This window comes from Corallococcus sp. CA054B (assembly GCF_003611625.1).
Classification (GTDB): domain Bacteria; phylum Myxococcota; class Myxococcia; order Myxococcales; family Myxococcaceae; genus Corallococcus; species Corallococcus coralloides.
This window is the reverse complement of sequence record NZ_RAVY01000002.1, coordinates 1-23,592: the sequence shown is the minus strand read 5'-3', so window position 1 is coordinate 23,592 and position 23,592 is coordinate 1. Positions and strand designations below refer to the sequence as shown.

The 23,592-nt window shown below is 69.6% G+C and carries 17 protein-coding genes and 2 tRNA genes; 8 read left to right on the top strand and 11 right to left on the bottom strand.

Going from position 1 to position 23,592, the window contains the following annotated elements; translation table 11 throughout:
- Positions 1-27: 27 nt before the first annotated feature.
- The gene (locus D7V80_RS00655) at positions 28-1,155 is read left to right on the top strand and encodes a heparan-alpha-glucosaminide N-acetyltransferase domain-containing protein (protein WP_120586329.1); all 1,128 of its coding nucleotides are present in this window, start codon (positions 28-30) and stop codon (positions 1,153-1,155) included.
- Here the strand turns inward: D7V80_RS00655 and D7V80_RS00650 are convergent.
- Positions 1,112-1,603, bottom strand: coding sequence for a VOC family protein (locus D7V80_RS00650; protein WP_120586328.1), 492 nt, complete (start codon positions 1,601-1,603; stop codon positions 1,112-1,114). The two genes, D7V80_RS00655 and D7V80_RS00650, sit on opposite strands and share 44 nt — an antisense overlap.
- A gap of 144 nt (positions 1,604-1,747) precedes the next feature.
- Between D7V80_RS00650 and D7V80_RS00645 the strand changes: the two genes are divergently transcribed.
- Complete coding sequence (locus D7V80_RS00645) at positions 1,748-3,565, top strand: von Willebrand factor type A domain-containing protein (protein WP_120586327.1); 1,818 nt, start codon at positions 1,748-1,750, stop codon at positions 3,563-3,565.
- A gap of 101 nt (positions 3,566-3,666) precedes the next feature.
- Here D7V80_RS00645 and D7V80_RS00640 read toward each other — a convergent pair whose 3' ends face one another.
- Complete coding sequence (locus D7V80_RS00640; RefSeq protein ID WP_120586326.1) at positions 3,667-4,263, bottom strand: hypothetical protein; 597 nt, start codon at positions 4,261-4,263, stop codon at positions 3,667-3,669.
- 215 nt (positions 4,264-4,478) lie between these two features.
- Here D7V80_RS00640 and D7V80_RS00635 point away from each other — a divergent pair, with 215 nt between their 5' ends.
- Positions 4,479-5,081, top strand: a complete 603-nt coding sequence (locus D7V80_RS00635; protein WP_120586325.1) for an expansin EXLX1 family cellulose-binding protein — start codon at positions 4,479-4,481, stop codon at positions 5,079-5,081.
- Between the two features lie 41 nt (positions 5,082-5,122).
- On the opposite strand, the gene D7V80_RS00630 is transcribed toward D7V80_RS00635, so the two are convergent.
- The 4 genes from D7V80_RS00630 to D7V80_RS00615 all read right to left on the bottom strand — a co-directional run bounded on the left by D7V80_RS00630 (position 5,123) and on the right by D7V80_RS00615 (position 14,355).
- On the bottom strand, positions 5,123-5,572 hold the full coding sequence (locus tag D7V80_RS00630) for a hypothetical protein (RefSeq protein WP_120586324.1): 450 nt from the start codon (positions 5,570-5,572) through the stop codon (positions 5,123-5,125).
- Positions 5,573-5,646: 74 nt separating this feature from the next.
- The gene (locus D7V80_RS00625; protein WP_120586323.1) at positions 5,647-11,193 is read right to left on the bottom strand and encodes a DNA repair ATPase; all 5,547 of its coding nucleotides are present in this window, start codon (positions 11,191-11,193) and stop codon (positions 5,647-5,649) included.
- A gap of 36 nt (positions 11,194-11,229) precedes the next feature.
- The gene (locus tag D7V80_RS00620; protein WP_120586322.1) at positions 11,230-13,392 is read right to left on the bottom strand and encodes a flotillin family protein; all 2,163 of its coding nucleotides are present in this window, start codon (positions 13,390-13,392) and stop codon (positions 11,230-11,232) included.
- 117 nt (positions 13,393-13,509) lie between these two features.
- Positions 13,510-14,355: a hypothetical protein gene (locus tag D7V80_RS00615; protein WP_120586321.1), complete on the bottom strand. Its 846-nt coding sequence runs from the start codon at positions 14,353-14,355 to the stop codon at positions 13,510-13,512.
- A gap of 161 nt (positions 14,356-14,516) precedes the next feature.
- Here D7V80_RS00615 and D7V80_RS00610 point away from each other — a divergent pair, with 161 nt between their 5' ends.
- From D7V80_RS00610 to D7V80_RS00595, 4 genes are all read left to right on the top strand, one after another.
- A complete protein-coding gene (locus D7V80_RS00610; RefSeq protein WP_233585051.1) occupies positions 14,517-15,629 on the top strand; it encodes a DNA topoisomerase IB in 1,113 nt (370 codons plus the stop codon).
- Between the two features lie 79 nt (positions 15,630-15,708).
- A complete protein-coding gene (locus tag D7V80_RS00605) occupies positions 15,709-16,440 on the top strand; it encodes a 2OG-Fe(II) oxygenase (protein ID WP_120586319.1) in 732 nt (243 codons plus the stop codon).
- A 114-nt stretch (positions 16,441-16,554) separates the two neighbouring features.
- The gene (locus D7V80_RS00600; protein WP_120586318.1) at positions 16,555-16,749 is read left to right on the top strand and encodes a hypothetical protein; all 195 of its coding nucleotides are present in this window, start codon (positions 16,555-16,557) and stop codon (positions 16,747-16,749) included.
- A gap of 39 nt (positions 16,750-16,788) precedes the next feature.
- Positions 16,789-17,853 carry a patatin-like phospholipase family protein gene (locus tag D7V80_RS00595; RefSeq protein WP_120586317.1) on the top strand — a complete coding sequence of 355 codons (1,065 nt, stop codon included), beginning with the start codon at positions 16,789-16,791 and terminating at the stop codon, positions 17,851-17,853.
- 13 nt (positions 17,854-17,866) lie between these two features.
- Here D7V80_RS00595 and D7V80_RS00590 read toward each other — a convergent pair whose 3' ends face one another.
- On the bottom strand, positions 17,867-19,078 hold the full coding sequence (locus D7V80_RS00590) for an alpha/beta hydrolase (protein ID WP_120586316.1): 1,212 nt from the start codon (positions 19,076-19,078) through the stop codon (positions 17,867-17,869).
- Between the two features lie 60 nt (positions 19,079-19,138).
- Positions 19,139-19,774 carry a pyridoxamine 5'-phosphate oxidase family protein gene (locus tag D7V80_RS00585; RefSeq protein WP_120586315.1) on the bottom strand — a complete coding sequence of 212 codons (636 nt, stop codon included), beginning with the start codon at positions 19,772-19,774 and terminating at the stop codon, positions 19,139-19,141.
- Between the two features lie 94 nt (positions 19,775-19,868).
- Here D7V80_RS00585 and D7V80_RS00580 point away from each other — a divergent pair, with 94 nt between their 5' ends.
- On the top strand, positions 19,869-20,810 hold the full coding sequence (locus D7V80_RS00580; RefSeq protein ID WP_120586314.1) for a LysR family transcriptional regulator: 942 nt from the start codon (positions 19,869-19,871) through the stop codon (positions 20,808-20,810).
- A 43-nt stretch (positions 20,811-20,853) separates the two neighbouring features.
- On the opposite strand, the gene D7V80_RS00575 is transcribed toward D7V80_RS00580, so the two are convergent.
- The 3 genes from D7V80_RS00575 to D7V80_RS00565 form a co-directional block, all read right to left on the bottom strand.
- Positions 20,854-20,927, bottom strand: a tRNA-Met gene (locus D7V80_RS00575).
- A gap of 79 nt (positions 20,928-21,006) precedes the next feature.
- Positions 21,007-21,080, bottom strand: a tRNA-Met gene (locus D7V80_RS00570).
- A gap of 102 nt (positions 21,081-21,182) precedes the next feature.
- The gene (locus D7V80_RS00565) at positions 21,183-23,192 is read right to left on the bottom strand and encodes a S1 RNA-binding domain-containing protein (protein ID WP_120586313.1); all 2,010 of its coding nucleotides are present in this window, start codon (positions 23,190-23,192) and stop codon (positions 21,183-21,185) included.
- Positions 23,193-23,592 lie beyond the last annotated feature (400 nt).

Below are 23,592 nucleotides of genomic sequence, written 5' to 3'. Positions count from 1 at the left end.
CGGGACCGACGTAGGGTAGCGCCCCCCGTGAGCACCCTGCCCTCCGCCGTCCCCGCCTCCCGCGAGCGCGTGCGCGCCATCGACTGGCTGCGCGGCCTCTCCGTCCTCTTCATGATCCAGACCCATGCGCTCGTGCTGCTCACCCCCGAGCTGCGCAAGAGCGTGTGGACCGGACGGCTGCTCAAGGTGGACGGGCTGGTGGCCCCCGCGTTCATCTTCTCCGCCGGGTTCGCGCTGGCGCTGCTGATGGTGCGCAGCGCCGCCGCGGGCAGGCTGAACGAGCGCGTGCGCCGCAACCTGCGCCGCATCACGGAGGTGTTCGCAGTCGCCGCGCTCGTCAACTGGGTGTGGTTCCCCATCCGCACCGAACCCGTGTGGCTCCTGCGCCTGGACATCCTCCACTGCGTGGGGCTGTGCCTGCTGCTCACCCTGCCCATGGCCGCGCTGCTGGCCTCACGTCCGCGAGCGCTCGCGGGCACCGCCTTCGTCCTGGCGATGGTCGCGTTCGCGCTGGCGCCCTTCAGCGACTCCGCGGGCGAGCCCTGGGCGTCGTTCCTGCGCAAGTCCAACTGGGCCCCCTTCCCGCTGGTGCCGTGGGTGGGCTTCGCGTGGCTGGGCGCCTTCGCGGGCTGCATCGCGGGGGCGTGGGGCCGCAAGGGCCTGGCGCGGGCCCTGGGCTTCCTCATCGCGCTGGGGCTTGTGGGCACGCTGATGCCGGGCGTGCTCAACAACCTCTACCCGCCGCACCGCTTCTTCGTCACCAATCCGTCCAACTCCGCCACCCGCTTCATGTGGGTCTGCGCGGTGCTGCTCGTGATGCTGTGGGTGGAGGGACGGATGGCGCCGGACGCGAAGCCTTCGCGCGCGCGACGCTTCCTGGAAGTCTTTGGCACCGCGTCGCTGTCCGCGTACTTCTTCCACGAGATGCTGCTGTACTACCGCGTCTTCGGCGTCTTCTCGTTCCAGAAGCTGTGGGGCGACTCCAGCGGGTGGCTGAAGTACGCCGGCCTGCTCGCGCTGCTCATCGCGTGCACGTACGTGCTGTGCGTCGCGTGGGATCCGGTGGAGCGCGCGGTGAAGAAGGCCTTCGCGCGCGCCGGACAGTGGCTGCTCAGTGCGCCGCGCTGGCTGCGGCCTGTTCGAAGGCGCGGATGATCTCCGGCGGGGCCTGCACCAGTTCAATCAGCACGCCCTCGCCGCTCAGCGGGAACTGATCGCTGGCCTTCGGGTGGATGAAGCACACGTCGAAGCCCGCCGCGCCCTTGCGGATGCCGCCGGGCGTGAAGCGCATGCCCTGCCCTTCCAGCCACTTGACGGCCACCGACAGGTCATCCACCCACAGCCCCACGTGGTTGAGCGCCGGGTCGTGCACCTTGGGACGGCCGTCGGGATTGACGGGCTGCATCAAGTCCACCTCCACCTTGAAGGGGCCCGCGCCCGCCACGACGATGTCCTCGTCCACGTTCTCCTTCTCGCTGCGGTAGGTGCCGTGGGCCGTCAGGCCCAGCGTGTCCACCCACAGCTTGCGCAGGGCGCCCTTGTCGAGCCCTCCGATGGCGATCTGCTGGATGCCCAGAATCCGGAACGGTCGTGTCGTCTCCATGGCCGGGGACCGTCGCAAAAGGGGTCCCCCCACGCAAGCGCGGCCCACGTCCGGACCCGGGAAAAATTCACCAGATAAACCCATTCCGCGGGTCGGTCGTTTCCAGGGGCACGCTGACTTCCTCCCGTCGTCCCGGAGCCGCCCATGTCCCCCTTCTTCTCGAAGCGCCGCGTGTCCTTCGTCAGTGGTGCCCTCCTCTGCGCCAGCCTCGTGAGCGCGTGCTCCTCCAGGGAGCCGACGCAGGGCGCGTCGGCGGTCAACGAGCTCAAGCCGCAGGCCATGGCGAGCACCCAGAGCGCCCCCAAGGACTCCGAGGAGCGCTTTCTCCGCGCCATGCCTCCGCCCCCCTCCACCCCGGCCGCCAAGAAGCGCGGTGACGTCGCCGCCGCGCCCGCGCCCATGATGGTCGAGGAGCGTGAGGCTTCCGATACCCTGGCTGCGGCGGAGCCGGCCATGCGGCGCCCCCCGCCGGCGAAGGCCGCCACGGCCATGGGCGCGGCGATGGGCGCCCTGGCCATGGGTGGCGCCCCGATGCCGGTCCAGCAGCCCCTGGAGAAGCGCAAGCTGGAGATGGACGCCGACAAGGGCGTCGCCGAGGGCGGCAACGTCTTCGAGACCTACAAGGCCAACGCCTTCACCGAGACGGCGAAGGACAACCTGTCCACCTTCGCGGCGGACGTGGACACGGCCTCCTACTCCATGGCGCGGCGCTACCTGCAGCAGGGCCAGCTGCCGCCCACCCATGCGGTGCGCGTGGAGGAGTTCGTCAACTACTTCAAGTACCGCTACACCCCGCCGGAGGAAGGCGCCTTCACGGTGCACCTGGAGGGTGCGCCCTCGCCCTTCAACCAGCGCCGCCAGTTCGTGCGCGTGGGCGTGCAGGGCAAGGTCGTCTCCAAGTCGCAGCGCAAGCCCGCGCACCTGGTGTTCCTGGTGGACACCAGCGGCTCCATGGCGTCTTCGGACAAGCTGCCGCTGGCCATTGAATCCATCAAGGTCGCGGTGAAGAACCTCAATGAGAACGACACCGTGGCGCTCGTCACCTACGCGGGCTCCACGCGGGACGTGCTGGCCCCCACGCCCGCCACGGACGTGAAGAAGATCCACGCGGCGCTGGACACGCTGGTCGCGGGCGGCGGCACGGCCATGGGCTCCGGCATGGAGACGGCCTACAAGCACGCGGTGAAGAAGGCCGCGGGTGGCGTGGTGTCCCGCGTGGTGGTGCTCACGGACGGCGACGCCAATATCGGCCCCAACCTCACCCCCAAGGCCATGCTGGCCAGCATCGAGAAGTACGTGGCCGAGGGCGTCACCCTCACCACGGTGGGCTTCGGCATGGGCAACTACCACGACTCGCTGATGGAGCAGCTGGCCGACAAGGGCAACGGCAACAGCTTCTACGTGGACAGCATGAAGGAGGCGCGCAAGGTCTTCGAGACGCAGCTGACCGGCACGCTGGAGGTCATCGCGAAGGACGTGAAGTTCCAGGTGGAGTTCAACCCCAAGGCCGTCAGCCGCTACCGCCTGATGGGCTACGAGAACCGCGACATCGCGGACAAGGACTTCCGCGACGACAAGGTGGACGCGGGCGAGATTGGCGCGGGCCACACCGTGACGGCGCTCTACGAGGTGGAGCTCACCGGCGAGGCGCAGGACCTGGCCACCGTGCGCATCCGCGCCAAGGCGCCCAACGGCACGGAGGCCAGGGAGCAGGCCTTCCCGCTCACCCGCGCCAACCTGAAGCCGTCCATGGAGGCCGCCTCCAGTGACTTCCGCTTCGCCGTCGCCGTGGCCGCCACCGCGGACATCCTCCGCGCCGCGCCCGCCGCCGAGGGCTGGAGCCTGGCCACCGCGCAGAAGCTGGCGGAGGGCGCCGTGGGCGGCGACTCCGACCGCACCGAGTTTGTCCGTCTCATCGGCCAGGCCCGCGCGCTGACGACCGCGTCGGCCAGCGGCCGCTGAGAGCAGCACCCAGCACGACGCACCGGGGAACGCGCAGCAAGGGGGGCTCTGCCCGCCACCGGGGATGCACCGGTGGCGGGCAGGGCTTTTTCAGGGGTGCGTCAGATGACGGTGATGACGGGGGGCGTGGTGGTGGTGAAGAAGTCGGTGAAGCTCCCGAACCAGTACGTCCCCGACTTGTTGTTGATCTTGCACGCCTTGGTGCCGGAGACGCTCAGGTTGGTCCCGGTGGTGCTGATGCTGCCCGTGCTGATGCTGCCCGTCATGTAGTCGCAGTAGATGTCCGCGTTGCGCGTGGTGGAGAGCGTCGTGGGGTCCACGGCGCGCACGGCCATGATGTTGGCGGCCGAGCCGCTCCATCCGTTCTTCATCACGAAGCCCACCGCGAGCCCCAGGTTCGAGCCGACGAGGGACACGGTGCCCGGCGCGCTCAGCGGCACGCTCTGGATGACCTGCGACGCGCCCGTCGTCAGGGTGCAGCTGGCGCCGCCCGTGCGGGTCAACACGACTTCGTACTGCGGCGGCGAGGTGGTGATCTGCACCGTGGACACGGAGTAGTCACAGCCCTGCGAGGACGCCGTGGTCAGCCGCGCGCTCTGCTGCGCGAGCTCCGCGCCGTCCTCCTGCTCCGGACCGCCACAGGCGGAGAGCACGAGGGCGGAACCCAGGCACACCACGGACGTCAGCTTGTTCATCATGGGAATTCCTTTCCTTTTTTGGGGAGGGGGAAGGCCCGAACGCTAACAAGCCTGTCTGACAGAACCAATACGCGGAGTCCTGTCTGCCGTTGACGCGGAGCGACGCGTGTATAATGCGCGGTATGAACCGACCCGCTTCGTTGCAAAATGCGTTGGTGTTGGCCCTGACCTCGCTTGCCTGTGGGGCATGCGGGGACGCTGCCTCTGGCGGAGGCGTGGCCCTGGGCGCCGAGCAGAAAGGGATTGCGACCTTCTACGACGCCACCGGTGCCGGCAACTGCAGCTACGACAAGGGCGGCGACCTGATGGTGGCCGCGATGAACCGCGAGCAGTACGACAACAGCGCCGCCTGCGGCCAGTGCGTGGACATCGTAGGGCCCAAGGGCAACGTGCGCGTGCGCATCGTGGACCAGTGCCCGGATTGCGATAAGGGCCACCTGGACCTGTCGCGCGAGGCCTTCGACAAGGTGGCGGAGGCGAAGGACGGCCGGGTGAGCATCACCTGGACGCCGGTGTCCTGCGACGTGGCCGGCCCGGTGAAGTACCACTTCAAGGACGGCAGCAATCCCTGGTGGACGGCCATCCAGGTGCGCAACCACCGGCTGCCCATCCAGAAGCTGGAGTGGAAGCGCGACAGCGATTGGAAGGCGCTGAAGCGAGAGAGCTACAACTACTTCGTCGCCGACTCGGGCGTGGGCGAGGGCCGCTTCCAGCTGCGCGTCACCGCACAGGACGGCCAGCAGCTCGTGGACTCCGTGGAGAAGGTGCTGGACGACGGCAGCGTGGACGGGGCGGAGCAGTTCGCGCCCCAGAAGTAGGCACGCACTCCCGCCGCCCCGTCCGTCACTGCGTCAGCGCATCAGAACGTGAAGATGGACGGGGCCGTGGTGCTGGTGAAGAAGTTCGCGTAGCTGGCGATGGCCAGCGTGTCCGGCGCCACGTGCTTGAGGCCCAGGGACTGGGGCGAGCTGCCGCTGACGCTGGTCTTGTACGTGTAGCTCACGGCCACGCCCAGGTCGTTGGCCGCCAGCGACAGCGTGGGCGCGGTGCCGGTGGAGGTGCCCACCGCCACGCTGCCCGCGCCGAAGGCACGGGTGGCATCCGCCGCGAGCGTGACGGTGACGTCGTAGATGGGAGGAACGGTTCCCGGCCGCGCCGCGGACGACACCGTGAACGTGCAGCCCTGGGAGGTCCCCGTCACCAGCGCGGACTCCTGGGTGGCGAGGCCGTCCTCCCCCTCCACGCCAGCACCACACGCCGTGAGGCCCGCGCTCGCGCAAAGAGAGACAACCGGCTTGATGTTCAGCATGGCATTGCACTCCAGGGTTGGGGATGGACAGCCTCCCGCTTCCTGAAGGGCAATGCCAGACTTTGAAGCAATCCCTAGCGCCGCAGCATGCCGCGCAGCAGCTCCAGGGCTTCCGTGACCCCCTGCCAGACCTGGAGCGCCTTGATGCCTTCGCCTTCACCCTGCACGTTGCGGCGGGCGGCGCGCTCCAGGGGCAGCAGCGCCCCCTCCACCAGTTCAATCTGACGGCTCAGCTCCGCCGGGGACGGACCGTTCGCGGCGCGCTGGAGCGACTCCGCCTGGGAAGGCAGGGACACCGACACCGGCCGGTCCGCCAGGGCAGTAATCGCCTTGGAGAGCTGCGCCATGTACGGGCCGAAGTCCGGCGCGGACGCCTGGGGCATGGGCGCGTTGCGCAGCGTGGGCGCATCCGCCGCCTGGGCGGCCACGCGCTCCGTGAGGGCCTTGAGCAGCTGCGCCAGGTGCTTGAGGTACGGGGCCAGGTCCGTGGCCGGAGCCTGCGGGGCCTGGACCGGCGGGGGCGCCGCGGGGATGGTCACCTGCACCGGGGCCGGCGGCTTCTGGGCGGCCTCGCGGCTGACGCGGGCCACCTCCAGCACGGCCTCGCGCAGGGCCTCCAGGTGCGGGGCCACGGGCGTGTCCTCGCTGGGGGCGTTCGCCTGCGCCGCGGCCTGCACCACCGCGTCGCGCACGGAGCCCAGCTGTTCCTCGATGGCGCCCAGCTGTCCGGTGACGCGCGCCACGGGGTCGTCCTCCTTGCCCCCCATGCGCTTCACGCGGGCGAAGCCCTGCTTGATCTCCTCCCAGCGCTTCGCCTTCTCCGGCGTCAGGCGCCCGCGCATCTCCTGGAGCTTGAGCAGGTTCTGCTCCGCCGCCGTGGTGAGCGTCTGGGATTCGCCCTGGTAGTGATCGTCGATGCGACGCTCCAGCTCGTCGTCCGTCATCGCGGAGACGACCTTCTCCGCCAGCTTGCCCATGTTGCGGTAGCTGCCCTGCAGCTTGAACGGCGGCTCCGTGCGGAAGCGCTCGTCTTGCGCGGCGGACGCGATGTACTGGAGGTTCACCTTGAGCAGCACCTGCTGCACGCGGAACAGCCGCTGGAAGACGGCGATGATCTCCTGGAGCTCCGCCGCCGCGTAGCCGTGCTTCAGCTCGCCGGAGGGGACGTCCTCGCCCTTGGCCATCCGGATGAGGCGGTGCACGTCCTGCGGGTCGCGCGTGGCCAGCGGCGCCAGCACCGGGTTGGAGGTGAGCGCGTTCTCCAGGTAGCTGAGCGCGAACAGCTCCTCCTTGCCGTCCAGGATGTCACCCAGGTTGTAGGTGTCCGCGCGGTTGGCGAGCATGTCCGGGATGCGGAAGCGCTCGCCCGTCTCCGTGTACGGGTTGCCCGCCATCACCACGCAGAACTTCTTGCCGCGCAGGTCATACGTGCGCGTCTGGCCATTCCAGACACCCTCCACGCGGCGCTGGCCGTCGCACAGGGAGATGAACTTCTGGAGCAGCTCCGGGTCCGTGTGCTGGATGTCGTCGAGGTAGAGCATCACGTTGTTGCCCATCTCGAAGGACAGGTTGATGCGCTCCACCTCCTGCCGCGCGGTGGCGTTGGGCGCCTCTGACGGATCCAACGACTTCACGGAGTGGCCCAGCGCCGGCCCGTTCACCTTCACGAAGGTGAGGCCCAGGCGGCTGGCCACGTACTCCATCAGCGTCGTCTTGCCGTAGCCCGGCGGCGACATGAGCAGCAGCATGCCCATGCGGTCCGTGCGCTTGCCCTCGCCCGCCGCGCCCAGCTGCTTGGCCAGGTTCGCGCCGATGAGCGGCAGGTACACCTCGTCGATGAGCCGGTTGCGCACGAAGCTCGTGAGCACCTTGGGCGTCAGCTCCTCCAGCCGCAGCTTGCGCCGCTCGCGGTCCAGCAGGTCGCGCAGGTACGCGCGGTAGGCCACGTACGCAGTCACGCGCACCTGGCGGAACTCGCCCAGCCGCGCCAGGAACTCGTCCAGGCGCAGGGCCAGCTTGCGGTCCTGGATGCGCGGGTGGCTGCCCAGCAGGCCCGTGGCCTCCGCGGCGGTGAGGGCGCCCGCCGTCTCGCGGTCCAGCTTGCGCTCGGTGAGGAGCACCACCGCCGTCTCCAGCGCGACGTGGGCCGCCTCGCCCGGGCCGCCCTCGCGCTTCGCGAGGAACGCGTCCACCCAGGCGCGGGCGATGCGCAGGCGCTCCGGCAGGTTCTTCTCCAGGCCGCGCAGGTCGTCGTCGAACGCGGTGCGCGAACCGTGGCGATCCAGGTGCCCGAGGAAGGCGTCCTTCAGCGCCAGGGCCTCGCGGCTGGTGGTGAAGCGGGGACGCTCCACCGCCAGCTCCTCCACGAGGTAGCGGCCCGCCTGCCGGCCCTCCGCGGGCGAAGCGGTGAGGCCGTGGCCCTGGAGGAACGCGAGCACGCGCTCGCCCAGCTCATCCCCCAGCGCCACCAGGTCCGAGCCGATGTCGAACGCCTGCCGCAGCCGCGCGAGGCTGCGCGCCCGCCGGTGGAACACGCCGCGGAGCGCGTCGTCCGGGTCGAACGCCCAGTACAGCGCGGCCCAGGCGCGAGGCACCGGGGCGAAGCGCAGCAGGCCCGCGCCCTGGTGCAGCGCGAGCAGCTTCTCCAGGAGCGCCGTCGCGTCCGCGTCGTGCACGCCGCGCTCGTAGCCCTCGTCGAAGCGGTCCGCCGCGTACGCGCGCACGCGCTCCAAGAGCTGCCCCTGCGCGCCGGCCTCGTACAGCGCCGCGAGCGTGAGGCCGCCCTTCCCCTCCTCCGCGTCCATCAGCAGGCCCGCGGCCAGGTACTCCGCGCGGTACACCTCGCGCGTCTCGGAGACCAGGTGCTGATCCCAGAGCTCGCGGTACTTGAGCAGCTCCGGATCCTCCACCTTCTGGGTGTAGTCGGAGCCGGTGAGCTGGAGGTACAGCGCGCCGTCGCGCGGCACCAGCGTCAGCTCCAGCGGCTGCGTGTTCACGTGGAAGCGGTAGGGCCCCAGCTTGATGAGGCCTTCGCCGCCCTCGAACAGGTCCTGCTTGTCGCGCAGGGCGCGCAGGGCGTCCTGCTTCGCGGACTTCACGCGCGACAGCACCTCATCCGCGCGCACGCTGTCCTGGAGCGCCAGCAGCTGTTCCGCCAGCTGCCGCAGCTTGAGGATCATCGCGTCGGACGCGAAGTAGGCGTTGAGCTCGTCGTCCGCCTTGAAGGACTTCGCCCGGCGCTGCACGCCCTGGAGGATGCGCTCCGCCGCGCCGAAGAGGCCCGAGGCCCGGCGCTGACGCTCGTCCACCAGCGCCTGCTTGCGCGCGCCGAAGGCCTCCAGCAGCTCCTCGCGCTTCTGGGTGATCTGCCCCAGGAACTCGTCGAACTCGCCGAAGCGGCCCTCCAGCTCCTCCAGCAGCACGGTGAGCTTGGAGAGCGCCTCGTCGCACTTCTCCGGCGAGTCCGCCTGCGACAGCGCGTTCTCGATGCTCTGGCCCAGCAGCTTGAACTGCGCGCCGAACTCCGCGCGCTTCTCCTTGCCGGACAGCTCCTTGCGCTTCGCCTGGAGCCCCGCGCGAACGCGATTCAACCGGCTGAACAGCTCGGAGATGCCTTCCAGGATCCGGGCCCGGGCCAGCGGGTCGCCCACCTGGAGCCCGCCCACCACCTCACCCAGCACCTCCAGGCCCTGGGCGGTGCGATCCACGTCCTCGGCCAGCGGGGCCAGCTCGACCGTCGTCGTCAGCGGCTCCAGCCGCTCCAGGAGCCCGTCCAGCCGCGAGGCCAGGGGCTGGAGCGCCTCGCCCTTCTGGAGGAAGTCCACGCACGCGGTGCTCACCGCGTCGGACGCGGCCACCACCGCCTGCTCCAGGGCGTCCACGCGCCCCAGGTCCATGTAGCGGATGTCCTTCAACGTAATCAGGTGCCCGCGGTGCCGGCGCAGGTCCGCCAGCGCGCGCATGAAGCCCTCGGCGTCCGTGAGCCCCTCCGGCTGCGCGTTGAGCAGCAGCGACTCCTGCGTCTGCAGCGCCTGCGCGAGCGACTCCTCCGCGCGCTTGCGCATCGCGAGGACCTTCTCGAACTCATCGATGATGAGCTCGGAGGTGCGGCGCAGCAGCTCGATGGGCTCCTGGAGCCCCACCTCCGCGTGGGACAGCCAGTAGTAGGCGTCCAGCGCGCGAGTGGCCGCGGAGACCAGGTCCTCGTAGGTGCGGCGCGTGGGCTTGTCCGTCTTCGCCACGCGCGGCAGCGTCAGCGCGTCGCTGATGCCGCGCACCAGCTCCGCGTTGCCCACCTTGCCCAGGTAGCCCGGCGCGGGGGGCAGCTTCGCCGCGTGCTCGTCGGAGACGAACGGCGTCTGCCACACCTGCATGGGGTGCACGCGCGTGGGCTCCTGCGACGTGGCGCGGAACACCACCAGCCCGCCATCCGCGAAGATGCTCATGCCGTTGGCCTGCAGCGGCGTCTGCACCTCCTTGCGCACCATGTTGTACGGGAAGAGCACGTACGCGCCTTCATCCCGGCGGTGGAAGACGTAGAGCACGTCCTCGCCGTTGGGCGAGCGCACCGCCTGGTGGAACTCCATCCCCTCCGACGCGCCGTCGAAGACCTTGTAGTCGCCCGTCTGGAGGTAGTAGCCGCCCGGGAAGACGATGCCCTGGTCCTCCGGCAGCCGCACGCAGGACTGGCCGATGGCGTCGATGCGCACCACGTGCTGCGTGCGCGAGTTGAAGACGAGGTAGCGGTGCGCCTTCTCCCGGAACGGCAGGATGCGCAGGAGGATGATCCCTCCCACCTGCGTCCAGGCGAACTCCGCGTCGTCCAGCGACTGGTCCGGGTCGTCCACCGGCTCGCTGTAGATGCCCAGGCCCGTGGCGGTGTTGTCCTCCACCTTCACGGTGAGGTCGCCCTTCACCGTCTCCACGAAGACCTGATCCAGCACGTTGACGTGCGGGTGCTGGCCCAGCACGTACTGCTCGCGCGTGGCCACCGTCCACTCGAAGTCGTGCGACGGCGGGTAGACGTGGTCGCGCTCGCCCTGGTTGTCCACGTAGGTGGCGCGGCCCTCCACGTCCACGTTGAAGCGGAAGACCTTGAGGTCGCGCGAGGACAGGCCCGTCTGGAACACCGCGAGCAGGCGCGAGTCCCGCCGCCGCAGCTGCAGCAGCTTCGCATCCTTGTAGTACTTGTACAGCTCTCCGAAGTCCTTCACGAACCGGGGGTCCGCGAGGAAGCCGCCGGCCTCCGTGGGAGGCACGGCGGACAAGTCGAAGCCCTCGGCCGTCTTCTCGAAGCGGTGCAGCGAGAAGACGTCCGAGACGTGCGTCTCCTTCTTCAGGCCGATGAAGACGTTGTAGCCGAAGAGGAGGTACTTCCCGACGCTGACGATGTCGCGGGGGACGCAGTTGTTCTCCGTGCGCACCCGCTCATTGCCGATGACGGTGAGCTCCGTGCCGCCGAACAGCGCCTTGCGCCGGGCGTTGAGGTCGTTCGCCTGGGTCGCCAGCGCGTCCGCCTGGGAGAGGAGGCGCGCACGGATGACCTCGTAGCTGCCGCCCTCCAGCGTCGCCTCGCCCCCGGGCGCCTGGGCGCCCGGGGTCTTGGTGCTGTCAGTTGCCATGGATGTTCACCGGGAGGTTGCGATTGGCGGGACGCTTCAGCCCTGCTGCTTCTGCGCGAGGGCCGCCGCTTCCGTCTGCACCAGCGCCTTGATGCCGGCGGCGGTGGACTCCGTGGGGCTCACCGACATGCGGTTGAGCAGCGCCGCGACGGCCAGGTTCTGCGCGTCGTTGCTGAGGCCCGGCTTGGAGAGGATCTCCTTCAGGTCCGCCGGCAGGTCCTTCTCACCGTTGAGGTAGCCACCGAGCGTCTTCTTCAGGGCCTCGCCGTGGTCCAGCGCGCCGTCCACCGAGCTGCCGAAGGACACGGCCTTGACGAAGTTCTCGAAGAACTTCCCGTCGCCGCCGACGATCTGGAACTTCGCGTTGGTGAAGGCCTGGGCCAGGACCGTGGCCTGGGCCTGGGCAATCTCCTTGCGGACGTTGATGGCGGCCATCTCCACGTCGCGCTCCTTCTGGAGGCGCAGGCGGTACTCCTCATGCTCGCGGCCCACGCCGTCCAGGGCCTTCATCGCGGCGGCCTTCTCCGACAGGCCCCGGGCCTCGGCCATCAGCTTCTCCTGGATGGCGGCGGCCTCGGCCAGCTGCTTCTCGCGCGTGGCGAACGCCTCCGCCTCGCCGCGCTTGTGGATGGCGGTGGCCTCGGCCTCCTGCACGCGGGCGTGGGCCAGGCCCTTCTGCTCGGCGCCAGCGGCCTCGGCGAGCAGCTTCTCGCGCACCGCGGAAGCCTGCGCCTGGCCCTGCTTCTCGATGACGGAGGCCTCGGCCTCCTTCACGCGCACCTGCGCCATGCCCAGCTTCTCCGTGGCGACCGCGTCCGCCTCACGCACGCGCACGCTGGCCAGGCCCTCCGCGGCGGACTCGGCCTGGATGCCTTCGGCCAGCCGCATCTTCGCCTTGGCCTGCTTGTCCGCGGCCTCCAGGTCGGCCTCGGCCAGGGTCAGCTTCTCCTTGGCGAGGAACACGGAGATCTTCGCGCTCGCTTCCGCGGCCGTGACGTCCTTCACGGACGCCTCTTCCGCGTGCGCCTGGGCGGTGATGATGATCGCGTCCTTGGTGCGCTTGGCGTCCGACGTCACGCGCAGGTCCTTGATGTTCTCCTCTTCCTGGGCGACGGTCTTCTCCACCGCGATGCGGGCGCGGACGACGTCGGCGATGGCCTTCTTCTCCGACTCCAGCGCCTTCTCCTTCGCGATGCGCTGCAGCTCCGTCTCACGCTCGCGGTTGATGGCCTCCAGGGCGCGGTCCTTCTCCACGCGCTCGGTCTCCACGCCCACCACGCGCTCGCGGTTCTTCTGGGCCACCTGCACCTGGCGCTGCTTGTTCTCCTCGTTGATGGCGATCTCTTCCTCCGCCTTGATGCGCGCCAGCTGCGCCTTGGCGAACTCCTCGCTCTTCACGCGGTCGGCCTCGGCCGTCTCACGCGCCTGGATGATGTCGATCTCACGGCGCTGCTTGGCGGCCGCCTCCTCGCGCTGACGCTCGAGGGCGAAGATGGCCTCGTCGGCTTCCACGTTGCGCTTGGTCACCGCCATGCGCTCGGACTGCTTCAGCTCGTTGGTGAAGACGTTCTGCTCGGTGGTGAGCTGGGTGATCTTCCGGATGCCCTGGGCGTCCAGGATGTTGTCCTTGTCGAGCATCTCCACCGGGGTCTGCTCGAGGAAGTCGATGGCGCAGTCCTCCAGCATGTAGCCGTTGAGGTCCCGGCCAATGGTCTCAACGACCTTGTCCTTGATCTCGTCGCGCTTGGTGTAGAGCTGCTCGAAGTTGAAGGACTTGCCGACGGTCTTGAGGGCCTCGGAGAACTTGGCCTCGAAGAGGTTCTCCAGCGTCTCCTGATCCGACGCGCGCGCGCAGCCGATGGACTGGGCCACCTTGAGCACGTCTTCACGCGTCTTGTTCACGCGCACGAAGAAGGTGACCTTGATGTCCGCGCGGATGTTGTCCTGGCAGATGAGGCCTTCCTTGCCGCGGCGGTCGATTTCAACCGTCTTCAGCGAAATGTCCATCACCTCCGCGCGGTGGACGATGGGCAGCACCACGGAGCCGGTGAAGGTGACCGTGGGCTCCGTCTTCAGCGTGTTGACGATGAGCACCTTGCCCTGATCCACCTGGCGGTAGAACTTGGCCACGCTGACGAAGATGCCGAAGAAGATGATGATGGCGACGCCGGCGATTGCCGCAGTGGTGATGGGATCCATGGCCTATCCTGTGAAGTCCGTTGGGCGGGCCTTTTTCCAAGCACTCGGGGTCCCCCGCGAAAGCCACCCGGTGCCGATTGTCGCGCCCGTCCGGAGGAGCCCGGAGGACGCCAATGTTCATCGCTGTGAGCGGGCCCGCGCGACGGCCGCTGCCTTCAGCGGATCACGCAGCTGCTCCATTTCCTGGGGCAGGAGCCAGTCCACCGGCTCCACCTCGTACACGCCCCGCTCCGCGTCGTAGCCGAGGATCAACGCCGGCTGACCGCGCTTGAGCTCATTGGGCTTGTCACAGAAGACATTCAGGATGAGGCCGGCGGCCCCGTCGTCGAAGGTGGCGTGGCCATCCTTGGCCGTCACGCTGCCGCTGGAGATGGTGCACACGCGGCCCATCAGCGCATCGCGGCCCGGAGCGCGCTTGGCGATGAAGATGGGGCGCAGCGGCCGCACCGCGAGCCCTCCCACCACCGTGCCCACCGTCGCGCAGGCGAGGCCGAGGCCCGTGCTCACGAGCCACGAGGGCAGCATGGAGAGCGCCGAGTGCGTGGCCTGTCCGCCGAGCAGCGACAGCGACCAGGAGAGGAACACCACCAGGCTCACCGACACGGTGACGGGGATGCCCCCGAAGCCCAGCGCCGCGAGCAGGCCGGTGGCGGCCTCCGCGTCGTGCAGGTGCGAGTGCCCCGCGTGGCCGACGTCATGGCCTCCGACGGCCTTCGCGCCGCCTTCCAGCAGCCCCGACGCCGCCTTGGCGCCGCCCTCGAACGCGCCGCTCGCCGCCTTGGCGCCGCCCTCGAACGCGCCGCTCACTGCCTTGGCGCCGCCCTCCAGGGCCGAGTCGCCATCCAGCATGTCGATGCCGGCCGCACCGATGATCACGCACAGCCAGTACGCCAGCACCACTCCCAGGAGGATGGTGAAGATCGCGGTCGGGAACGCCAGCAGGGCGTCGAGGAAGGTCGTCATGCCTCGGGAATAATTTTGGAGGTGGGAGTCGCAACGAACTCTAAACGAATGCACCCGTATCCGAAAATGCCGCCAGGGGCTTTTCTGGCCGCCAGCCCCCCCTGCCGCCAGGGGGCAACCGGATTGCCGCCCCGGCGTGGACTGCGCACTACAGGGAGGCGATGCCCTCCCAAGCCACCGTCTCAGAATCCGAGCGCGTCCCGCCCCGCCGGGGAATGACCCAGCTGGAACGGCTGCGGCAGGACGGCCACCGGCGGCTGGGAACGATGAAGCGAGGCTTCCGCTACGTGGACGCGCGGGGCCGGGCGGTGTCGCAAGCCGAGCGGGAGCGCATCGACGCGCTGCGCCTGCCGCCCGCCTGGACGGACGTGGCCATTTCGCCCAGGGCCTCCGCGCGCCTTCAAGCGGTGGGGAGGGACGGGGCGGGCCGCTGGCAGTACCGCTACAGCGAGGCGCACACGCAGAAGCAGCGGGATGCGAAGTACCAGCGCATCGTGGGCTTCGCGCAGGCGCTGCCGAAGATGCGGCGCCAGGTGAGCAAGGATTTGCGCAAGCGGGGCCTGGGCCGGGAGCGGGTCCTCGCGGGGATGCTGCGCATCCTGGGTACCTGCTTCATCCGCCCGGGCAGCGAGCGCTACGCGGAGGAGCACGGCAGCTTCGGGCTGGCCACGCTGCGTGCGCGGCACGTGAAGGTGCATGGCGACACGGTGGTGTTCGACTACCCGGGCAAGTCCGGCGTGCGGCAGCACCGCGAGCTGAAGGACCGGCGCGTGGCGACGCTCGTGCGGCAGTTGCTGAAGGTGTCCGGGCGAGACGTCTTCAAGTTCGTGCTCGACGACGGCGCGGTGGTGGACGTGCGGCGCCGGCACATCAACGAGTACATCCAGCAGGTGATGGGCCCGGGCTACAGCGCGAAGGACTTCCGCACCTGGGCGGGGACGCTCATCTGCGCCTGCGCCCTGGCGAGGGCCCGCGAGCGCGTGAGGGAGGACGGCGACGGCGGCCCGGTGAAGAAGACCGTGCTCAAGAAGAGCATGGTGGCCGCGGTGCGCGAGGCCTCCGAGCAGTTGGGCAACACGCCCGCGGTGGCGAAGGCGTCGTACATCTACCCGTCCGTGCTCGTCCTCTTCGAGAGGGGCCAGGTGGTGGACCGCTACTTCAAGTCCGTGGACGAGCTGGCGGCGAGCTCGGGCGAAGGCATGCACTGCTCGGAGAAGGCGCTGCTGCACATGCTGGGCAAGACGAAGCTCAGCGAGAAGCAGGCGTCCCTGTAGCCACGGGCCCGGCCGGGAAGGAGACGAGCGGTGACGGTTCCCCTCTCGCGCGTGCCGGGAAGGCGCTAGCGTCCGGTCCGTGCCCGAGTACGTCACCCACCGCGACGCCCTGCCCCGAGCGGAGCTGGAGGCCCTGGGGGATGCCCTGCTCGGCTCCCGCTTCGTCGCGCGCAGTCCGTTGATGGGCACGTTCCGCGCGAGTCGCGGCTTCGCGTTCATCTTCACGCGCGAGGGCCGCGCGACGCTGGAGGCCCGCTTCCCGTTCCTGTCCGTCTACCTGCGCCGCATCCTCGACGACGACAGCGCGCGCGGGCTCCTGCCGTGGACGCAGCGCTGGTTTGGAGGCCGTGACACGCGTCCCCGGCCCAATGCGTTCTATCTGAACCTGCTGCTGCTGGACGCGGGCACGCCGGTGGGCCGGCACATCGACGCGACGTTGCAGGAGCCGAGCGGCGTCCCGGACGCGACGCCCGAACACGTGAGCGTCCTGTACCTGCGGGTTCCGAAAGGTGCGCGAGGAGGCGCGCTGCGGCTCTTGCGAGACAACCAGCTCCAGGGCGAGGTGCGCCCCAAGCCGGGCCTGCTGGTCCACTTCCGGGGCAACCTCCAGCACGAGGTCCAGCCCTTCACCGGAGGTCCGGAAGGCGCCCTGCGCGCGAGCCTCGTCTGCGAGCAATACGCCTTCGCGGATGACGTGCTGCCCCGGCTCCCGGTGTTCCGCATCCAGTCCAAGGCGGGCTTCTCCGCCTACCTGGAGGCCCAGCGCGAGCGCGACGGCGCGGCCCCTTCCGTGGGAACGCTGGAGGAGTGAGCGCCCACTGGAGCCCCGCTCCCGGAGCGTGCGGCCGCACGGGCAGACCACCGCTTGCGCCCATGCGGCGTCATCCCAAGGCTTGAGATTCACCTTTCGCATGGGAGGACGGCCATGGCGGGCAAGAAGCTGGAGGGCTACGGCGAGACCAGTGAGCAGCGCCAGCGGCACCTGGAGAACGACGGGTTCTCCGAACGGGCGCCCCAGAAACCCGAGGAGCTGGAGAAGGCGCGCACCGAGCCGGAGGACGGCCATCAGGTGGTGACGATCCATCCGCTGGAGTCGGAGCGTCCGGACGACGAGCGCTGAGCCTTTTCTCGCACCGGACTGCTAGGGTCCGCGCCCGCGATGAGCCAGAGCCTGACCCTGCTTGCGGGCCCCGACGCCCTGCGCATCCTCCGGGAGCGCGGACTGCGTGCGGAGGACGTGGACATCCTTCCGGGCGCTTCCGGTGGCCCGAAGTGGCTGGGGCTGGAGGGAATCGACCGCGTGCTGTTCGGCGAGCTCCTCCAGCAGCCGCGCACCCGGCCGCTGCATCTCATCGGCAGTTCCATCGGGAGCTGGCGGCTGGCGTGTCTGGCGCAGAAGGAGCCAGTCGCGGCGCTCAAGCGCTTCGCAAACGCGTACCTGGAGCAGCGCTATCCGCCCAAGCCTCCACCCTCGCTGGTCAGCGAGAGGAGCGCGACGATCCTGGATTCACTCCTGGGGCCGGACGGCATGGAGGAGATCCTCACGCACCCGTGGGCGCGGCTGCATGTCGTGACGACCCGGTGCAAGGGGCTGCTGGCGGTGGAGCAGTCCCGTGTGCAGCTCGCGGGCTTCGTGCTGGGCGCGGTGGCGAACGCGGTGAGCCGCCGGACGCTCGGGCTCCACATGGAGCGCGTCATCTTCCATACCGCCGGGGACTCAAGCCCGTTCGCCGGGCTCAAGGACCTGCCGTCAGCGCACCGTCCCCTCACCCGCGACAACCTGCGCCCGGCGCTCATCGCATCGGGCTCCATTCCGATGGTGCTCGCGGGCGTTCACGACATTCCGGGGGCTCCGCCCGGCATGTACCGGGACGGCGGCGTCGTCGACTACCACCTGGACGTCGACTACGGCACGGGCGATGGGCTGGTGCTCTATCCGCACTTCTACCCGTACGTCGTGCCCGGCTGGTTCGACAAGTCACTCAAGTGGCGCCGCGCGGGGCCGCTCAACTTCCGGCGCGCGTTGATCATCACGCCGTCGCCCGCGCACCTGGCGCGGCTGCCCGGTGGACGCATCCCGGACCGCTCGGACTTCACGAACATGAAGGACGAGGACCGGATCCGCGCGTGGAGGCAGGTGCTGATCGAGGGCGACCGCATGGCCGATGAGCTGCGGGAGCTGATCGCCTCGGGCCGCATCGCGGAGCACGTCCAGCCGATGTAGCGCGCGGATCCGCTCAGCAAACGAGCCACGTTCGAAGTGTGGCGTAGACCTCCGGGTGGTCGAGCAGGTCCAGGTGGTTCGCGCCCGGGATGATGCGCTGGTTTGCTTCCGGGAACCGCAGCGTCAGCTCCGGCAGGGCATGCCGCCCGAGCGCGCTGTCCACCGGGACCAGCCCGTCACCGGGCAGCCGGTCCGCCAACGCCTTCGCGGTGGTCGCCGCGACCGCGTAGCAGGCCACGCCCTCCGGCAGCATGAGGCCACGACGAGCATCCCCACCCCAACCGAAGCGCTCCCGCCCCTCCCAGTGCGAGTCGAGCACGTTGCCGAAGCGAAGGTCCGTGACCCCTGCACCGCGGATCCGTCCCAGGCGTGCGAACGGCGCGCTGTAGGGACTAAGCTCCAACAGCACGTCGACCCAGCTCCCACCCCGCTCCAGCGGCGAACCGTGATGGGGCGAGCCAAGGCAGACGAGCCTCCGCAACAAGGGACGCCAGCCATGGCCCTCGGTCTCCGCCGCGAGGCATGCGCTCCGCGCCACCAGTCCACCCATGCTGTGCCCCATGAGCGTCAGCGATTCGAGCGGCACGGGCCAGCAGGCCATGAGCTGCTCCAGCAGCGCGGAGAGCGCCCGCCCGTTCCGGGAGATGTGCAGGCCGCTGTTGTAGTGGAGGTACACCGGCGTGTAGCCGAGATCGCGCGCCAGTGCCGCGCCATGGTCATGCCCCCGCCGGTTCCACTGCAGGTCGTTCATCGACGAGCCATGAACCAGCACGAGCAGCCGGCTCCCTGCCTCCGGGTGCGCGTCGCGCAGGGCCTCGGGCTCCAGGCACAACGGCTGCCCGTGGACCCGGAACGCCATCGGAATCGCGAGCGGGTTGCCCTGCGCCTCCAGCGCATCCCCCAGCACACCGTTCAGCGCGGAGACCACCGCCTCCCGCTGAGGCCCCGGAGCACCGTCACCCAGCCACGGCGAGAGCCGCGTGAGCACGGCATCAAGCCCCGCCCCGACATGCCGCGTGGCCTCCTGGAGTGTCGAGTAGATCCACCCCGTCACGGCCCGCACCGGGCGCTCCAGAGGCCTGCCCAGGACGGACGGCCCGCTGGCGATGGTGCAGTGCACCTCCTCGACGACCCCCATCACGCCCCGGGTGGCCTGCACCGCGAGGCGGCTGGCTCCCCGCAGGGCATCCGCGTTGTTCCGTACACCTGGCGACTGGCGGTTCATGGCTCGCACCTCCATGGCAAAACCTACTGAACCGTAACCTACCCGACCGTAGGTCCAGGATCAAACCGGGGACCGCTTCAGGCGCTCCAGTTCCTCGCGCAGGGAACGGTTCTCCGCGCGGAGCGTCTGGAGCTCGCTCGACACCGGACGCAGCATTTCGTCCAGCTCCGCTTCGGTGAACCGGGGCGTGATGTGCTGGGGGCAGTTCCAGTCGAAGCCCTCCACCCGGAGCACGAAGCCGCGCTCCACCTTCGCGCCGTACCCGGGGACCTCCAGACGCTCCAGCGTCGCGGGGTCCGTTTCGCGGGTGATGACGGACGCGTGCGCCAGGACCTTCAGGCGTGCCCGGTTCGGGTAGTCCACGAAGATGAGCGCGACCCGATCGTTCTCGCTGACGTTGCCCGCGGAGATGTACTGCTTGTTGCCCCGGTAGTCCGCGAAGCCGATAGTGTGCGGATCCAACACCCGGACGAAGCCCGGCGGGCCGCCCCGGTGCTGGATGTAGGGCCAGCCGTTCGCGACCATGCTGGCCATGTAGAAGCTGTCGCGCTGGGACAGGAACTCCGCCTCGTCGGGCGTGAGCACGTCCGGTGCGTCCCCTGCCCTCTCCATCCGCGCGTAGGCCCCACGGCTCCCGTGCTGCTCCTGGAGTGCCTTCACCGCGGGGGTGAAGGCGAGTCTGGCGAATCGGCCCATGGATTTCTCCCTCGATGCACCACGTATAGCCACCGGGGACATGTGAAATAATCAGCCAGGCCGGCAAGACTTCATTGCCAACTCCGCAAGAATCATGGACCAGCTCTTCACGCTCCGGACGTTCGTCGCCGTCGCCAGGCAGGGAAGCTTCACGGGCGCATCCCGCCACCTCCGCATCTCTCCATCCGTGGCGACACGGGCCGTCGCCCAGCTGGAGGAGCGGCTCGGGCTCGCGCTCCTCACGCGCACGACGCGCTCCGTGCGCCTCACCGAACGCGGGCAGATCTACCTGGAGAGCTGCCAGCGGCTGCTCGAAGACCTGGATGAGGCGGACCGCCGCGTTCGCGGTGAGAACGCCGAACCCCGAGGTGAGCTCCACCTCTCCGCCCCCATCGTCTTCGGACGGCTTCACGTCCTGCCCGTGGTCCAGAAGCTGCTCGCGGCGCATCCGGCCCTCTCCGTCCGCATGCACCTGTCGGACAGGAACCAGCACCTCGTGGACGAAGGCATCGACGCGGCCGTCCGCCTGGGGGAGCTGAAGGACAGCAGCCTCATTGCCCTCAAGGTCGGCACCGTCCGCCGCGTGCTGGTGGCCAGCCCCTACTACGTGAAGCAGCGCGGGACACCCCGCTCGCCGGCGGAGTTGGGCCGCCATGAGCTCATCGCCTTCGAGAACCTCGACGCGACGAACGAGTGGCGGTTCGGCGAAAGGGAGCAGCCGGTGCGCCTCCAGCCCCGCCTCATCCTCAACAGCGCGGACGCGGCCATCGCGGCGGCGGAGCAAGGCCTCGGCATCGCGCGCACGCTCTCGTACCAGGTGGCGGACGCCGTGCTCGCGGGGCGGCTCGTCCTGATCCTCGGGGCGTTCGCGCCACCGCCGGTCCCGGTGAGCGTCATCTACCCCGGACGCCGCAGCGCCTCCGCCAACGTGGGCGCGTTCGTCCGCACGGCGCGCAGGCACTTCGAGGAGCACCCGCTCCTGCCCGTCGAGGCATGGCGCCCGCCCAGGCCCTCGGCCGGCAAAGCAAGACGCTGAAAAGCGAAAGGGCCCCGGCGTTTCCACCGGGGCCCTCTCAGAGTTGCGGGGGCAGGATTTGAACCTGCGACCTTCGGGTTATGAGCCCGACGAGCTACCAGGCTGCTCCACCCCGCGTCACCGTGACGCGGTACTGCGATTCTCGCTTTGAACACCCGGGGTCGAAACTTTCATTTCGACCCCGGGCTTTTTCAAGTTGCGGGGGCAGGATTTGAACCTGCGACCTTCGGGTTATGAGCCCGACGAGCTACCAGGCTGCTCCACCCCGCGGCGAGAACGAGAGGGTAAGTACCGAAGCCCCTCGCTACCGTCAACACCTATCTCGGCGCCCGCTCGCATTGTTGCGATGAGCGCCGAGAAGGCGTGACGTCACTACTTGCCCAGCTTGCTGAGCAGATCCGCGAAGGTGCCGAAGCCCTTCTTGCCGCCGCCCACAGGCTGCTGGGTCTTCTGCCACGCCTCCACCTCGGCGCGCTCCTCCGCGCGGATGGCCGCGGGGATGGACAGGCGGATCTTCCCGGAGGCGTCGATGTCGATGATCGCCACCTTCAGCTCCTGGCCGATGGAGAAGTGCTTGCGCATGTCCGTGCCGCGATCCGTGCCCGTCTCGCTGGCCGGGATGAGACCCTTGCCGCCCGGGAACGCGAGGAACACGCCGTAGGGCTCCAGCCGGTCCACCTTGCCGACGACGACCGCGCCCACCTTGGGACGGGGCGCCGCGGGCTCCTTGGGAGCCGACGAGGCCTGGGCCTCCTTCGCGGGACGCTCCTCGGGAGGACGCTGGGCCTCCTCCTCGGAGATGCGGCGCAGGCCGATGCGCTTGTCATTGGGGTCGATCTTCTCGACGGAGACCCAGATGACCTCGCCTTCCTTCACCGCGTCGCGCGGGTGCGCGATGCGCCGGTCGCTCAGCGCGGAGATGTGCACCAGGCCGTCCACGCCCGGGCGCAGCTCCACGAACGCGCCGAAGGGCTGGAGCCGGACGACCTTGCCCTGCATGCGGTCGCCCTCCTTGATCTCCTCCAGCGCCTTCTTGAACGGATCCTCCTGACGCGAACGCAGCGACAGGGTGATGCGCTCCTTCTGCTTGGCCTTGTCGGGAGAGTTGGGCTGGCCCTCCTCCATGCGGAGGATCTCCACCTCGACCTCGTCGCCCTGCTTCACCACGTCGCTGGGGTGTGCGACGCGCGTGTAGGAGAGCTCGGAGACGGGGACCATGCCCTCCACGCCGCCCAGGTCCACGAACACGCCGAAGTCGCGCACGCCGGAGACCTTGCCCTTGACCGTCTTGCCCACGGCCAGGGTCTTGCGCGTCTCCGTGGCCAGCCGGCGCTGCTCGTCCTCCAGCAGCGAGCGGCGCGACAGCACCACGTTGCGGTCGCGCACTTCCGTCACGCGGAACTGGAGCTTCTCGCCGATGAACTGATCCGGCTTCTCCACGAAGCGGATGTCCAGCTGGCTGATGGGGCAGAAGGCGCGCGTCTCACCGATGGCGACTTCCACGCCACCCTTGTTCACGCTGAGGACCAGGCCCTCCACCGGCATGCCGGAGGCGCGGGCCTCCGCGAGCATCGCGAAGGACGCGTTGCCCTTGGCCAGCGCGCGGCTGAGCTGGATGCCCCGGGCACCCATCTCCACGACGTGCGCCTCCAGGCGGTCACCCACGCCGAAGCGCAGGATGCCCTCGTCGTCCTTGAGCTCGCGCAGCTCGATCATCGCCTCCGACTTCGCGGAGCCGTCCAGCGACACGAACGCGGTGTCCGCGCCCAGCTGGAAGATGGTGCCGGCGACCTTCTCGCCAATGCGCACGCCGCGGCGGCCAGGAGCGCCACCGTCCTTGACCTGCGCCTCGAACATGTCCGCGAAGGACTCGGTCTCCGGGACCTCCTCGTACAGCGGGCTGGACGGCGCGGGGGCCGGCGTCACCGGACGCGGCGCGGGAGCCGGCGTCGAGGCCGCGGAGGCCTGCGCGTCGGCGCCCGTCTGCTCCGCGGTCGCGGTCGCCTCGGCGGGCTTCTCACCCTCCAGGGCGCGCGTCTCGATGGAGCCCGAGGCCCGCTTCACGACCACCATGGGACCGGACGGACGGCGCTCGCCGCCTCCACCGCCACCCCGGCGCTCGCCGCCACGGCCACCGCCGCGCTCACCGCCACCGCGGGGCGCGTCGCCCTGGGGACGGGGCTGCGACTGGGCGTCGCGAGGACCGCGATCACCGCGGCCCGGCCCGCTCTTCTCATCGCGGCCGCCACGGCCACCGCCGCGCTCGTTGCCCTGGCCCCCCGAAGGGATGCCCAGCATCACGTCGCCAAACGTGGCCTTCGGCTTCTTGGGACCGAAACCGCCAGGACCGCCCGAATTTCCGCCGCTCTTCTCGTCGCTCACTGCCGAGACCTTCCGTTGACGATTTCCGACCCGGGACTTCCTTGAAGTCAGGGCCTCTTGAAAAAGGCGGCGGACTTTACACGCGCGCCATGCCCGGAGGAAGCCGCATGCGGCCATCCCCTTCACAAAAGGGCCTCCTATCCCAACGGAAAGGGGCCTGTCCTGCATTCCGTTTGAGCCCCCAGACATCGCCTGGAGGGCAGCCGTCCCGCCGGGCGCCGCGCCGCGTCTACCGGGCGAGCCCCAGCTTCCGGCCCACCTTGCGGAAGACGGCGCCCGCCTCCGGAACGCCCAGCGCGGCGGACACCGCGAAGTAGACCAGGCCGAAGGGGACCGCCGTCGCCAGCAGGCCCAGCACCGGGTGCAGCCGGGGCGGCACCAGCAGCGTCCCGCCCCACTC

Bases quoted from the DNA above. Each gene is read 5' to 3' on its own strand.
- D7V80_RS00650 (WP_120586328.1), bottom strand. From the start codon at position 1,603: ATGGAGACGACACGACCGTTCCGGATTCTGGGCATCCAGCAGATCGCC.
- D7V80_RS00645 (WP_120586327.1), top strand. From the start codon at position 1,748: ATGTCCCCCTTCTTCTCGAAGCGCCGCGTGTCCTTCGTCAGTGGTGCC.
- D7V80_RS00640 (WP_120586326.1), bottom strand. From the start codon at position 4,263: ATGATGAACAAGCTGACGTCCGTGGTGTGCCTGGGTTCCGCCCTCGTG.
- D7V80_RS00630 (WP_120586324.1), bottom strand. From the start codon at position 5,572: ATGCTGAACATCAAGCCGGTTGTCTCTCTTTGCGCGAGCGCGGGCCTC.
- D7V80_RS00625 (WP_120586323.1), bottom strand. From the start codon at position 11,193: ATGGCAACTGACAGCACCAAGACCCCGGGCGCCCAGGCGCCCGGGGGC.
- D7V80_RS00620 (WP_120586322.1), bottom strand. From the start codon at position 13,392: ATGGATCCCATCACCACTGCGGCAATCGCCGGCGTCGCCATCATCATC.
- D7V80_RS00615 (WP_120586321.1), bottom strand. From the start codon at position 14,355: ATGACGACCTTCCTCGACGCCCTGCTGGCGTTCCCGACCGCGATCTTC.
- D7V80_RS00610 (WP_233585051.1), top strand. From the start codon at position 14,517: ATGCCCTCCCAAGCCACCGTCTCAGAATCCGAGCGCGTCCCGCCCCGC.
- D7V80_RS00600 (WP_120586318.1), top strand. From the start codon at position 16,555: ATGGCGGGCAAGAAGCTGGAGGGCTACGGCGAGACCAGTGAGCAGCGC.
- D7V80_RS00595 (WP_120586317.1), top strand. From the start codon at position 16,789: ATGAGCCAGAGCCTGACCCTGCTTGCGGGCCCCGACGCCCTGCGCATC.
- D7V80_RS00590 (WP_120586316.1), bottom strand. From the start codon at position 19,078: ATGAACCGCCAGTCGCCAGGTGTACGGAACAACGCGGATGCCCTGCGG.
- D7V80_RS00585 (WP_120586315.1), bottom strand. From the start codon at position 19,774: ATGGGCCGATTCGCCAGACTCGCCTTCACCCCCGCGGTGAAGGCACTC.
- D7V80_RS00580 (WP_120586314.1), top strand. From the start codon at position 19,869: ATGGACCAGCTCTTCACGCTCCGGACGTTCGTCGCCGTCGCCAGGCAG.